This is a genomic window from Klebsiella sp. 10-1 (genome assembly GCF_009758445.1).
GTDB classification, from domain to species: domain Bacteria; phylum Pseudomonadota; class Gammaproteobacteria; order Enterobacterales; family Enterobacteriaceae; genus Klebsiella; species Klebsiella scottii.
Genome location: NZ_WQRE01000001.1, coordinates 1,423,487 through 1,437,359, shown reverse-complemented (window position 1 = coordinate 1,437,359; position 13,873 = coordinate 1,423,487). Strand labels below are relative to the sequence as shown.

The window sequence follows — 13,873 nt, the reverse complement described above, 5'->3', positions numbered from 1 at the left end:
CATATCAAGGAGAAGTGATGAATACACCCCAGCAGCCCGCATGGTGGAAGGAATCCGTCGTCTATCAGATTTACCCAAAGAGTTTTTATGACAGCAACAACGACGGGACTGGCGATATTCGCGGCATCATTGCGAAACTCCCCTACCTCAAAACCCTGGGAATTACCCTCATTTGGGTATCGCCGTTTTATCAATCGCCGATGGCGGATAACGGCTACGACATCGCCGATTATTTCGCGGTTAACACTGATTTTGGCAATATGCAGGACGTGAAAGAGCTGATTGCTCGGGCCGGAGAAATGGGAATAAAAGTGATGATTGATCTGGTGGTCAATCATACCAGCGACGAGCACCGCTGGTTCCGCCAGGCGCTGGCGAACCCGGATTCCCGCTATCGCGATTACTATATTTTTAAACCTGCGGTTAACGGCGCGGCCCCCAACAACTGGCGTTCTATTTTTGGCGGCAGCGCGTGGGAAAAAGTGCCCGGCGAAGAGACCTACTACCTCCACGTGTTCCATAAAAAACAGCCCGATCTGAACTGGGAAAACCCGGCGCTGCGCGAAGAAATCTACGCGATGATTAACTGGTGGCTGGCTAAAGGGATCGCCGGGTTCCGCATCGATGCTATTACCTTTATCAAAAAGGATCAGGACTTCGGCGCGCTGCCGCCAGACGGTATTGACGGCCTGGCCTCCGTTAAAAGTAAGGCCCGTAATCGACCGGGCATCGAGCTTTTCCTCAACGAACTGAAGCAAAAGACTTTTAAAAAATTCAATTGCGTGACCGTCGGTGAAGCCCCTGGTGTACCGCTGGAAGAATATGAGCGCTTTATCGGGCCGGAAGGCTATTTCGACATGATATTTGATTTCCACGCCGCCGATATCGACGTTGAAAATGGTTCAGAATGGTTCAGGCAATGCGACTGGAGCGTCAAGGAGTTTAGGGAAACCATGTTTGCCAGCCAGCTGGCGTTCACCCGTGCGGGATGGGGCACCACTTTTATCGAGAATCACGACCAGCCTCGCGCCCTGTCGAAACTGGTTCGCGACGCTGACTATCAGAACGAGACCGGCGCCAAGGCCCTGGCGGCCATGTACTTCTTTATGCACGGCACGCCGTTCATCTATCAGGGGCAGGAGCTGGGGATGAAGAACTTCTGCCGCAGTGAAATCAGCGAATTTAATGATATCTCAAGCCACGATAACTATTACCGTTCACTGGCGGAAGGCTTCAGCGCCGAAGAGGCTATGGATTTTATTAACCGCCGCTCAAGAGATAATTCGCGTACGCCGTTCCCGTGGTCCGACGGGGTCAATGCCGGATTTAATAACGGCGCCACGCCATGGCTGGCGCTGTCATCTGAGGAATCGTCACTGAACGCGCAAAGCCAGCTTGCGCGACCCGACTCGGTATTCTCTTTCTACAAGAAGATGATTGCCCTGAGAAATGTCGAATTTCCCGGGTCGCTGATTTACGGCGCATTCACGCCCCTGGAAGAGGTTGCCGATAGCGTTATCGCCTATGCAAGAAGCTCGGCCACCGAGCGCCTTATCTCCATCACCAACCTCAGCGCCAAAGAGCAGCCGTTTACCCTGCCTGACGGGGAAATAGTGCTCAGTAATTACACCAACGTGACTTCCACCCTGAAACCCTACCAGACCATTCTCATTAAGGGATGCGTTAAAAATGAACAAATATAAAAATATCGCTGTTGATATTGTTAATACTATTGGCAAGGATAACATCGCTTCGGCCACCCATTGCGCAACGCGTTTGCGTTTACAGGTGAAAGATCGCGAATCCATTGATGACGAAAAAATTCGCCATATTAGTGAAGTGAAAGGCGTATTTTATAATTCAGGTCAGTATCAGATCATTCTCGGCACCGGCATCGTCAACAAAGTCTACCAGGCGTTTGTTGACGAGTTCCAGGTGGCCGAGGTCAGTAAAGATGAGATGAGCCGGCAGAATACGGGCAGGCTGCAGCGGGGCATCAGAAACCTCTCTGACGTGTTCGTGCCGATCGTTCCGGTACTCGGCGCCACCGGCCTGTTTCTCGGTCTGAAGGGAGTGATCTTTAACGATACGGTACTGGGCTGGTTTGGCAGCAACGTGCAGGATATCCCGGTTTATCTGCAGACGCTGACTACCGTCCTTTGCGATACCGCCTTTGCCTTCCTCGCGGCGTTTATCTGCTGGTCGGCGTTTAAAAAGTTTGGCGGTACGCCGATTATCGGCTTTTTAATTGGCCTTATGCTGGTCTCGCCGGCGCTGCCCAACGCTTACGATGTGGCATATGGCAACGCCGCTCCGATATATATATTTAGCTTTATTCCGCTGGTCGGCTATCAGGGTTCGATACTCACCGCGCTCATTACCGGTATTATCGGCGCGAAGCTTGAGATCTATTTCCGCAGAGTGATGCCGAACTCGATGGATCTTATTTTCACTCCTTTTATCGTCATTCTGATCGCGATCGCCATTGCCCTGCTGGTATTAGGCCCGCTGGTGCACGGATTCGAACATTATGCGGTAATGGCCATTGGGCAGTTCCTCGCCCTGCCGGCAGGGATCGGCGGTCTGTTGATTGGCTTTATTTATCCCATCGCCGTGATGACCGGGATGCACCATATGTTCATCATGATTGAAACGTCGCTGATTGCCGGCACCGGCTTTAATCCGCTGATTACGGTCTGCGCCATGTACGGTTTTGCCAATGCCGCCGTATGTCTGGCTATTTCGCTGAAATCAAAGAACGTGGCCTTTAAGACCGCCGGCATCTCCGCCACTATAACGCAGCTGCTGGGAGTCTCAGAGCCGGCCCTGTTCGGGATTGTGATGCAGTCGGGAATACGGGCCATTGCCGTGATGCTCACCAGCTCAGCATTGGGCGGGATGGTGCTCTCGCTTCTGGCGATCAAGGCCAACTCCTACGGCCTGGCGGTCCTGCTCTCCCCGCTGATGTACCTCTACGACCGCTATCAGTTTATTAGCTATATCACCGTCGGCATCGCGGTATTTATTTTTGCCTTTATTGCCGCGACCCTTTTTGTCAATACCAATAAAACCGTAGGCAAAAAATGATAACCATCAATTAACCATCAGCACCGCAACCTGACAGCTTAACCGCACCGACATAATTTTGCTGGCACACTCTCCCGTGCTGCAGGCTTCCCTATGCCCGCAGTCCGGGAATTCTCTGCACAGGGATTAATAATGAAAGTTTATACCCTTACGCTTTGCGCGCTGGCGCTGCCGGTATCCGCGCACGCCGCCGATATTACACTGCATGACATCAATGCCCGGCTGGAAAAACTTGAGGCTGAATTAAAACAGTCAAAAATAGAGTTACGCTACGCCGAAAAAAAAATTGATAATGCGGAAAAGAGAGCCGCCGCCGCCGAGAATAATGCCGCCCAGGCCCGGCAGCGGCTGCTGGCCGTTGAACAAAAAACGGATCGCGATATTGCGTCAATAAAAAATCAGCCGGTTGATCATGACGCGGCTGAAATTAAAATCGGCGGCTATGCACGCACCGGGATCCTGACCGGAAAGCAAGGGGCCACCAGCACCGTCGGCCCTTCCCTGACGCCCGCCGGAAGCACCGGCGGCAGCGTTGGCCGTCTTGGCAATGAGTCAGACACCTACGTTACCGCAGATATTAACTATCTGCGTCGCTATGATAATAACGCTAAGCTGCGTTATTACATGAAAATTGCCGAATGGGATAAAACCTATAATACCGACAGCGCCTTTAATGGCCAGATGAACCTGCGCCAGGCATTTGCCGAAATGAGCGACCTCCCCGTCTTTTCCGGGGCGTTTAAGCACGCAACCCTGTGGGCCGGCAAACGAGAGGATCGGGATAACTTCGATATTCACTGGCTCGACTCCGACATGATGAATCTGATCGGCACCGGGGCCGGTATTTATGACGTTAACTTTGCCGGCGAGGTAAAAACCAACCTGGCGATTTACGGCCGCAACTTCAATGATATCGATGCTATGGACAACGTTGAATATAACAACATGACCGGGGCCGCCAATACCTATATTCAGAACTATACCTTGTCGCTCAATAATAGATTAGGCCCGTGGCAGTGGATGGTAAACGGCCTCTACTCTAAGGATAACGATAAGCGTATTAATGACGGGCTGGCGACGGATAAGGCGGCGTCCCAGGGCTTCAACACCATGCTGGCGTATCATGGCGACAGTTTCTACGGCCTGCGGCCCGGGTTGTCCAAAACGGCGCTGCTGTATGGTCAGTCGCTGGGGGCGGAAGTGCGCGGCCCGGGGTCGGACGGCTATCTGATCGATAATGCCTGGACCGTCAAATTCGCCTCCTATGGCATCACCTCTCTGACCGAGCGGTTTAGCCTGGCGCCGCTCATCGTCGCCCAAAGCAGCAATAACCGCTATCTGGATGGCGATCGCTACGACTGGGTAACCCTCAACGCAAGGGTTATCCAGGAGCTCAATCAGAACTTTGCCCTGCAGTACGAGGCCAGCTATCAGTATATGGATATCGACCCGAGAGGCTTTAACGGCAATCAGCCCGCCCGCGGCAGCTACTACAAGCTGACCTTTGCTCCAACGTTTAAAATGCACAACGTGACCGACTTTTTCGAGCGCCCGGAAATTCGCTTCTTCGCCACCTGGATGAACTGGGACAAAGCGCTGGATAACTATTCCACCACCGACACCTTTGGCAGCGCAGGCTACCACAGCGGAGGCACGCTGATATTTGGCGCCCAGCTTGAGACCTGGTTTTAACCGCCACGCTGACGGCGCCAGCTCGCCCGGTATATTGATGCTAAGGGCATAGTAATCAGGAAGATACCTGCTGTAACAGCGACTCTCTCCGCCCGCCGGCGGGGGGAGTTTTATGGATCAATTTGTGCACTCGAAAGACGCACAACTTCAAGGGCATACCGAAAGCCCCTATACTCACTACTTATAATTACAGGATCCGCCGCCGTTTTGCGGGTCCCTTCTTTTTGTTTGCGCAATGTTAGGGTCTCTTTTTATGATTACTATCGACGGTAATGGCGCGGCCGCTTCTGTCGCGTTTCGCACCAGTGAAGTTATCGCCATCTACCCAATTACCCCCAGCTCAACGATGGCCGAGCAGGCCGACGCCTGGGCCGGTAACGGGCTAAAAAACATCTGGGGCGACGTACCTCGGGTGGTCGAAATGCAGTCGGAAGCCGGGGCTATCGGCGCCGTGCACGGGGCTTTACAAACCGGCGCCCTCTCGACGTCCTTTACCTCCTCGCAGGGTCTGCTGCTGATGATCCCGACGCTGTACAAACTGGCCGGTCAGCTGATGCCGTTTGTCCTGCACGTCGCCGCGCGTACCGTCGCGACCCATGCGCTGTCCATTTTCGGCGATCACTCGGACGTAATGGCCGTGCGGCAGACCGGCTGCGCGATGCTCTGCGCGAGCAACGTCCAGGAGGCGCAGGATTTTGCCCTGATTTCCCATATTGCGACCCTCAAAAGCCGGGTGCCGTTCATCCATTTCTTTGACGGCTTCCGCACCTCGCACGAAATCAACAAAATCGCGCCGCTGGCGGATGACACCATCCGCAGCCTGCTGCCGCAGAATGAAATCGACGCCCATCGCCTGCGCGCGCTGAATCCTGAACATCCGGTAATTCGCGGAACCTCCGCTAACCCGGATACCTATTTCCAGTCCCGTGAGGCCACCAACCCGTGGTACGACGCGGTCTACGACCATGTCGAAACGGCAATGGACGATTTCGCGACCGCGACAGGTCGTCGCTATAAGCCGTTCGAATTCTATGGCCATCCGCAGGCTGAACGGGTGATTGTGGTGATGGGTTCCGCCATCGGCACCTGCGAAGAAGTGGTGGACGAACTGCTCGGCCGCGGCGAAAAAGTCGGCGTGCTGAAAGTGCGCCTCTATCGCCCCTTCTCCGCCGCCCACCTGCTGGAAGCGCTGCCGGAAAGCGCGCGCGCGGTCGCCGTGCTGGACCGCACCAAAGAGCCCGGCGCCCAGGCTGAGCCGCTGTACCTCGACATCATGACCGCGCTGGCGGAGGCGTTTAACCGCGGGGAACGCGAAACGCTGCCGCGCACCATCGGCGGCCGCTATGGCCTGTCGTCAAAAGAGTTCGGCCCGGAGTGCGTGCTGGCCGTGTTTAACGAGCTGAGCGCGGCCAAACCGAAACCGCGCTTTACCGTCGGTATCTATGACGATGTCACCAACCTCTCCCTGCCGCTGGGGGAAAATACCCTGCCGTCGGAGGCAAAGCTGGAAGCGCTGTTCTACGGTCTGGGCAGCGACGGTAGCGTATCGGCCACCAAGAACAACATCAAAATCATCGGCAACTCGACGCCGTGGTTCTCGCAGGGCTATTTCGTCTACGATTCGAAAAAGGCCGGCGGGCTGACCGTTTCGCACCTGCGCGTCAGCGAGAAGCCGATTCGCTCTTCCTACCTGATCTCGCAGGCCGATTTCGTCGGCTGTCATCAGCTGCAGTTTATCGATAAATATCAGATGGTGGAGCGGCTGAAGCCCGGCGGGATTTTCCTGCTGAATACGCCGTACGCCGCCGATGAGGCGTGGTCGCGCCTGCCGCAGGAAGTGCAGGCGATGCTTAACCAGAAGCAGGCGCGCTTTTATGTCGTCAACGCCGCCAAAATTGCCCGCGAATGCAGCCTCGGCGCGCGTATCAACACCGTGATGCAGATGGCGTTCTTCCATCTGACGCAAATTCTCCCGGGCGACAGCGCGCTGGCCGAGCTGCAGGGCGCGATTGCCAAAAGCTATAGCAGCAAAGGTCAGGAGCTGGTTGAGCGCAACTGGCAGGCGCTGGCGATGGCCCGCGAGTCGCTGGCCGAAGTGCCGCTGCAGCAGGTCAACGCCGCCAGCCCGAACCGCCCGCCGGTGGTCTCCGATTCCGCGCCGGACTTTGTCAAAACCGTCACCGCCGCCATGCTGGCCGGACTCGGCGATGCGCTGCCGGTCTCCGCTCTGCCGCCGGACGGCACCTGGCCGATGGGCACCACCCGTTGGGAAAAACGCAATATCGCCGAAGAGATCCCTATCTGGAAAGAGGAGCTGTGTACCCAGTGTAACCACTGCGTCGCGGCCTGCCCGCACTCGGCAATCCGCGCCAAGGTTATCTCCCCGGAGGCGATGGAAACGGCCCCGGCCAGCCTGCATTCGCTGGATGTGAAATCCCGCGATATGCGCGGACAGAAATACGTTCTGCAGGTGGCGCCGGAAGATTGTACCGGCTGTAATCTGTGCGTTGAGGTTTGCCCGGCTAAAGACCGGCAGAACCCGGAGATCAAGGCCATCAATATGATGTCGCGCCTTGAGCACGTTGAGGAGGAGAAGGTCAATTACGACTTCTTCCTCAACCTGCCGGAGATCGACCGCAACGCGCTGGAGCGCATTGATATTCGTACCTCTCAGCTGATAAGCCCGCTGTTTGAGTACTCCGGCGCCTGCTCCGGCTGCGGCGAAACGCCTTACATCAAGCTGCTGACCCAGCTGTACGGCGACCGGATGCTGATCGCCAACGCCACCGGATGCTCGTCTATTTACGGCGGTAACCTGCCGTCAACGCCGTATACCACCGACGCCAACGGGCGCGGCCCGGCATGGGCCAACTCTTTATTTGAAGATAACGCCGAATTTGGCCTTGGCTTCCGCCTCTCCGTGGATCAGCATCGTCAACGGGTGATGCGCCTGCTGACGCAGTTTACCGATACGATCCCGGCGGAGCTGAACGCTGCCCTGCACGCCGAGGCCGCTCCTGACGTCCGTCGTGAGCAGGTGGCGGAGCTGCGCCGCGCGCTGGCCGGCGTTGAGGGAGCGCAGGAGCTGCTGACCGACGCCGACGCGCTGGTGGAAAAATCGATCTGGCTGATCGGCGGCGACGGCTGGGCCTACGATATCGGCTTCGGCGGCCTCGACCACGTGCTGAGCCTGACCGAGAACGTCAATATTTTGGTTCTCGACACCCAGTGCTATTCCAACACCGGCGGCCAGGCATCGAAGGCCACGCCGCTCGGCGCGGTCACCAAATTTGGCGAGCACGGTAAGCGTAAATCGCGCAAAGACCTCGGCGTCAGCATGATGATGTACGGCCACGTCTACGTGGCGCAGATTTCGCTGGGCGCCCAGCTTAATCAGACGGTGAAAGCGATTCAGGAAGCGGAGGCCTATCCGGGACCGTCGCTGATTATCGCCTACAGCCCATGCGAAGAGCACGGTTACGATCTGGCGCTGAGCCACGATCAGATGCGTCAGCTGACCGCGACCGGGTTCTGGCCGCTGTACCGCTTCGATCCGCGCCGCGCGGATGAAGGTAAGCTCCCGCTGGCGCTAGACTCTCGCCCGCCGTCAGACGCGCTGGCGGAAACGTTGCTAAACGAGCAGCGCTTCCGTCGCCTCAACGCGCAGCAGCCGGAGGTGGCAGAGCAACTGTGGCAGGATGCCGCGGCGGATCTGCAAAAGCGCTATGACTTCCTTGCCCGGATGGCCGGTAAAGCGGAGAAACCCACCGTCGAAAGCTAATTTTCACTGCACCTGAGCGTTGCCATAAAAAAAGCCCGAATACATATTCGGGCTTGTCATTTTATCGTTTAAATAGTCCGTAACAGGACACCAAAATGCGGCAACCAAAAATCTGCTGACAATAAACAAAGGCATATAACGCGCGAATAATATCTCATTAATCTGCCGCCGTATAATTTTTATTTTATATGTATTGCATTGATAGATTCACTAAAACTATCACCGCAGCAGCGGCGTTATTTATTTTAGACTTTACTTATAGCGAAGAATTTTATATTCCACATAACCTAACACCCTTCATTTTAAATAATCCAATCTCTTCGCAGGAAGTCAAAAAAAACATTAAAGGATTCTCCAAATAAAAAGAAAGCACTGACCACCATTAGTAGATGGCTTACATTATTTCTCCGATGATACGTATTCTGATGACGATATAAGCTGTATCCGTCCTGGCTTCACAGGCGAAGCTTATATTAGCTGTCTGCTGACCGGCTACGGCCAATGGGAATATAACGCTCAGGCCAATAATAGCGAATCAGAGACTAACCACGCCTGGATCCGTCTGGCATTCGCCGGTCTGAAATTTGGCGAGTGCCGACCGTACCAACGAGCAGACCAACCCGCCGGCGGCGACAAGGCCGACGCCTGGAGCACCGGCCTGAAATATGACGCCAGCAATATCTCCCTACTCTGAAACCCGCAATATGACCCCTTACGGCAACCAGAACGGTGCGATCGCCAACAAAACGCAGAACGTTGCAGTCACCGCTCAGTATCCGTTCGATTTTGGCCTGCGTCCGGCCGTCTCTTTCCTGATGTCGAAAGGTAGAGGCCTGAACAACACCGACGGCGATAAAGATCTGGTGAAGTATGCCAATATCGGCGCGACCGATTACTTCAACCATGTCCACCTATGTCGATGACAGAATCAGCCTGCTGGATAAAAACGACAGCTTCTACGCAAACAGCGGCATCGGCATCGGCATCGGCATCGGCATCGGCACCGATGATGCCGTGTCTCCAGGCCTGGTCTACCAGTTTTGATGCCGCGGCCCGCTGGCGACAACGGGTCTGCGCCTCCCTTTCTGCCGACATTTTAACCAAATCAAAACAATATACCTGTTGTGTTAAAATAGTCGTCCAGTGGATGATATATTGCTTAAAAGACCGCTCGTAAAGGACGCCAGCAATGCATCATCATCCCGTAAAATCATCCCGAATTACTTCCGTCGCCTACGACGAAACCTCCGGCATCCTTGAAATACGTTTTCGTGACAATAAAACTCTGCAGTACTGCAACGTACCACCGCGGGTTTTTCACAACTTTCTGCAGGTGGTTTCCAAAGGTCGGTTTTATGACGGGGTTATCAAAGGTAAATTTACCGAACGCCCCGTGGTCTGAAGCCAAAGTGTGACCCTGGTCATTGTACATATCGCCCCTGAATGTCGTACACTTTTAAAGGTTAATTAAACAGGAGGTTTTATGACCAGAATAATTCTTGTACCCATAGATATTTCCGATACAGAATTAACTCAACGCGTTATCAGCCACGTTGAAGCCGAAGCACGGATTGATGATGCGGAAGTCCACTTTCTGACCGTGATCCCCTCTCTTCCCTATTATGCCTCGCTGGGCATGGCCTATACCGCAGAGATGCCGCCGATGGATGAGTTCAAAGCGGATTCTGAAACGCGGCTGAAAGAGGTGGTGAAGCAGTTTTCCATCCCTGAAGACCGGGTGCATTTCCATATTGCCGAAGGTTCGCCGAAAGACAACATTCTGGGGCTGGCGAAGTCGCTGCCGGCAGATTTAGTCATCATCGCCTCTCACCGCCCGGATATCACGACCTACCTGCTCGGCTCTAACGCCGCGGCCGTCGTGCGTCATGCCGAGTGCTCCGTACTGGTTGTCCGCTAACCTCTTCAGCCCGCCGCCGGTGCGGGCTTTTTATCTTAATCCGCCACCGATTAAACTCTCTTAAATGTGCTGACATCCCCGGCGCGAATCCGTACCATACACGCCACAGACTGATACTCATCAACGTCAGACGCCATTAGTTGCCGCCGTCAGCAACGCTGCTGGCAGAATAATAGCTTTCCTGTAAATGTTGTGATTAATAGTTAGCCCTACAGCAGTCTGCTTCGAGCCTGGAGCAGACTTTTGCATGCAGGAAATGGATTAAATATTCAACTCGTTACGGTGTCGAGTATTTGCACATGTAAAAGGAAGAGCAAAAAAAATAGGTAATCAGTCCTTTTTTATGCACAATAAACTCAACTTTCAAACATATCCTATAAATGAATGAACCCGTTTGCGTCTAATAGGATGTGCGTAAGAATAATGTGAGGAACCTGGTGTTGCCTCCATAGATAAGGTTGTGTATAGTCCATTTCTCGTCTCAAGCGTAATTTGCCATAAAAAAGTTGACTTCATATTCGATATCCGAGTCAAGTCTAATGTGGCAACAAAAAACGGGTCTTTTGAATTTTTTTGATATGCATTAATCCAGTCATTGAGATTTTTATTTTTTAATGTTGAATCTAAAAGATTATACTGAATTGTACGATAGTATTCAGTTGGATAATCATCAGAAATTTTATCATACATTAGGATCTGTATAATGTTATATGCATAGCCGTTAAGTCTGTTTGTCGGATGTTTTCTCCATATTGGCTCTTGCTGATGAAGATGCCAGTCTTTTTCAATAAACTCAGCAAGATATATAAGCTTACCTGAAGAGTTGATATCAAGAATACCCTTATTATCTGGAGTAAGCCAGGACTTAAGGCGTGAAGTGGACGGATAGTGAAACCCAGTAGTTTGAAAGAATTCGTTAGATGAGTCAGATTGTAAAAGTGGCGGGATTATCGGTAACCACATACCCCGCCAGACTAGTGAAGAAAAATGTAGTGCGGGTAACTCAGTACGAGCAATAATTCTGTTTGCAACAGCACGTAGATGCTGTGCACTATACATAGCTAAGAGCTGATAACGCGCGTCAGATGTGAGCATAGTAGGACCATCCATCATTTATTCGAATAATCAGGTGATAGTATATCGGGAAAACTAATACCATGTAGATAGTGAGATCTATTTTATCTGAATAAATATGTATTCAGCATTACAAAATTAACTCAGCATAAAAATGTGTTCTTAGTACAAAATCATGGTGGTTCTCCGGTACCTTAAAGTCACTATTGGGCTGGTATCTGTTCTCAAGAACAGATTCAATTGACGTCAGCTTCTCGCTCATTGCCACCACAAAACTCCTGGCGAAAGTTTAGCAACAGACTATCCCCGGCCAGGATCGCGGTGAATCGCCAGAATAGCCCGCGCTAGTCGTGGGTCACACAGTGCTATAAAAGCCCCAGAAGGGGCTTTATATCCAACAGAAGGTATACCCAGGATCTGTACTGATTTAGAACCGATATTGCAGACCAGCTGTAATAGTATAGTTTTTATTTGAAATTCCGGCAGCGTCGCCACCAATTGAGGCCGACTCGCCGCTGTTGGTATCAATAATCTGAGTACCTCCCTTGCCTTCTTCATATTTGCTGTATGTGAATTCGGCAAAAACTTTGGCATTAGGCGTGACGTAATATCCGGCATCAATCGACGTACCGTAATAACGCGAATTAGTCGTTTTCTCACGGAAGGTCAGATCCCGCATATAGTGTTCATCGTTATCATGTGCCCGGACCCAATCACTGAATTTAAACAAGGCATTAAATTCAAAATCATTAATACGATACTGACCCGCCAGACCAATGTATGGCATAGAGAATCGCTGACTGTAACCAATACCACGCTCTCCGGTTGGGAAATTGCCGGTATAAGCACCGTTATCATAGTCGTAAGAACCACCGGTAGCCGTCCAGCTGAAACGTGTTTCCTGATAACCGGCGATTACACCAGCTTTGTAGTTTTCGTCCTGGAATATCCAGCCTTTCACATTGAGATCGTATTCATTGGCATAATTAACATTCGTGCTGGGATGAGATGAGTGGTCTGTCCATCCGGACTGGTTATCATTCATCCAGTCGTAATCATCCATATGACCGGATCCCGAAGCCAGAGACGTCCAGCCGCGGGCGTTCAGCGTCAGAAAGGAGTACGCATCCCAGGAGATGTCACCTTTCAGAATAGCAACATTCTTTATTTTCCAGTCCAGCTGACTAACTTTTCGACCTGTATCCGCGTCATAAACCATCTCATGAGATTTTCCGCTTAGCATCCCTGCAGAGGTCGATACAGTAAAACTTTCCGGAGAGAAATTCGGGGTTAACTGCGTTGACTCCGCATAAGCTGTTCCTGAAAGAGTAGCCATCATCATTACTGCAACAGTACTTTTTTTCCATAATCAAAAGGGAATCCATAAGTTGCAGATGAAGTTTAAATCTCATACAAATGTGAGGCAACTGTCAATTTTTGTAATTGTTTTTTCAGTCGCCAGGAATTCCAACCTCCTGACGGGTTACATTCCTCTTTTTTAGAGAGGAATAGCCCGTACTTTGCAGATATCCCTGATGTATTTGCTGGCTAATATCGATCACCTGCTGCAGCAAAAAACTGTGTTTTTCACTCGATTCTCACTCAACCCGCAGGTCTATTAATTATCTATAGCGAATTATTTAACAAATAAATTATCAGGGTGCTAATAATTATATTTAAATCCTGGTGCACTGCTTTTAACTGGCAAAAGATAGCCTCGAAAAATTTAAGTTTCTCTGATCGAGTTGCCAGCACCGCCCCTCGACTCAGGTCGAGTTTTTTATTACTTCTCGTTTACCTCAGGCAAATATTTATAGATGGTTTCCCCCTACCCCAATCACCTCTGCATTCTGCTACCGGGCAATTAAAGATGCCTGAACCTGCGCGGGAAGCTTTGCAAGCACAACACGCACCGACTACCTCGCAATCTCTGACGAAAATTACTTTTCACCGCAGGTGAGTACGGCGCTCGCGAACCACAAAAACTGCGCTTTGTTTTTATACCCAGGAAGCGGAACGAGGTGCAGAAGCCGACTACTCTCACAGCAGTATCGGTAGTAGATGAGAAGTCGCAGTAAAACGCGCTGGCATTCGTCGTCGGAATCCGTACCATACCCGACATACTTTTGCCTGCTGGCTGCTATCAGCCGGCGCTAACCCGTCTTTTATTGCTAACCAGATGGGGCATGGAAACGCGAAAATGGTGTCTGAAGTCTACAGTTCATGGACTGAAGAAATGAACGGCGATCGGGTATCGATACTCAACGCCAGGCTTGAACTGTGATTTAACTTTGCCCTACATGCCCTTTTTGTTTCAGAGA

General features: G+C 52.0%; 7 protein-coding genes and 3 pseudogenes. 8 read left to right on the top strand and 2 right to left on the bottom strand.

Annotated features, from left to right (window positions below):
• The first annotated feature begins 17 nt into the window (after positions 1-17).
• The 7 genes and pseudogenes from GO007_RS06855 (at position 18) to uspF (ending at position 10,478) form a co-directional block, all read left to right on the top strand.
• Positions 18-1,703 (top strand): alpha-glucosidase, encoded by a 1,686-nt coding sequence (locus tag GO007_RS06855; protein WP_095097220.1) that lies wholly within the window; start codon positions 18-20, stop codon positions 1,701-1,703.
• On the top strand, positions 1,690-3,087 hold the full coding sequence (locus GO007_RS06850; RefSeq protein ID WP_095097217.1) for a PTS transporter subunit EIIC: 1,398 nt from the start codon (positions 1,690-1,692) through the stop codon (positions 3,085-3,087). Before GO007_RS06855 ends, GO007_RS06850 begins: the two co-directional genes overlap by 14 nt.
• A gap of 132 nt (positions 3,088-3,219) precedes the next feature.
• Positions 3,220-4,779 (top strand): carbohydrate porin, encoded by a 1,560-nt coding sequence (locus tag GO007_RS06845; protein WP_095097214.1) that lies wholly within the window; start codon positions 3,220-3,222, stop codon positions 4,777-4,779.
• 253 nt (positions 4,780-5,032) lie between these two features.
• Positions 5,033-8,560 carry a pyruvate:ferredoxin (flavodoxin) oxidoreductase gene (gene nifJ, locus GO007_RS06840; protein ID WP_095097211.1) on the top strand — a complete coding sequence of 1,176 codons (3,528 nt, stop codon included), beginning with the start codon at positions 5,033-5,035 and terminating at the stop codon, positions 8,558-8,560.
• 385 nt (positions 8,561-8,945) lie between these two features.
• Positions 8,946-9,604: pseudogene (locus GO007_RS06835) on the top strand (porin); the annotation flags it as partial.
• Positions 9,605-9,749: 145 nt separating this feature from the next.
• A complete protein-coding gene (locus GO007_RS06830; protein ID WP_095097208.1) occupies positions 9,750-9,962 on the top strand; it encodes a KTSC domain-containing protein in 213 nt (70 codons plus the stop codon).
• A gap of 81 nt (positions 9,963-10,043) precedes the next feature.
• Entirely contained in the window at positions 10,044-10,478 is a 435-nt protein-coding gene (uspF, locus tag GO007_RS06825) for a universal stress protein UspF (protein WP_095097205.1), read from the top strand.
• 363 nt (positions 10,479-10,841) lie between these two features.
• Here the strand turns inward: uspF and GO007_RS06820 are convergent, their stop codons facing one another.
• Together GO007_RS06820 and GO007_RS06810 are read right to left on the bottom strand one after the other, a co-directional pair.
• Positions 10,842-11,573 carry a hypothetical protein gene (locus GO007_RS06820; RefSeq protein ID WP_143350143.1) on the bottom strand — a complete coding sequence of 244 codons (732 nt, stop codon included), beginning with the start codon at positions 11,571-11,573 and terminating at the stop codon, positions 10,842-10,844.
• Positions 11,574-11,979: 406 nt separating this feature from the next.
• Positions 11,980-12,912 (bottom strand): annotated as a pseudogene (locus GO007_RS06810) (omptin family outer membrane protease); the annotation flags it as partial.
• A 516-nt stretch (positions 12,913-13,428) separates the two neighbouring features.
• Here GO007_RS06810 and GO007_RS29525 point away from each other — a divergent pair.
• Positions 13,429-13,836: pseudogene (locus GO007_RS29525) on the top strand (tyrosine-type recombinase/integrase); the annotation flags it as partial.
• Positions 13,837-13,873: the final 37 nt, after the last annotated feature.

Coding starts and splice junctions, on each gene's coding strand:
- GO007_RS06830 (WP_095097208.1), top strand. CDS start 9,750: ATGCATCATCATCCCGTAAAATCATCCCGAATTACTTCCGTCGCCTAC.
- GO007_RS06820 (WP_143350143.1), bottom strand. CDS start 11,573: ATGCTCACATCTGACGCGCGTTATCAGCTCTTAGCTATGTATAGTGCA.
- GO007_RS06855 (WP_095097220.1), top strand. CDS start 18: ATGAATACACCCCAGCAGCCCGCATGGTGGAAGGAATCCGTCGTCTAT.
- GO007_RS06845 (WP_095097214.1), top strand. CDS start 3,220: ATGAAAGTTTATACCCTTACGCTTTGCGCGCTGGCGCTGCCGGTATCC.
- uspF (WP_095097205.1), top strand. CDS start 10,044: ATGACCAGAATAATTCTTGTACCCATAGATATTTCCGATACAGAATTA.
- nifJ (WP_095097211.1), top strand. CDS start 5,033: ATGATTACTATCGACGGTAATGGCGCGGCCGCTTCTGTCGCGTTTCGC.
- GO007_RS06850 (WP_095097217.1), top strand. CDS start 1,690: ATGAACAAATATAAAAATATCGCTGTTGATATTGTTAATACTATTGGC.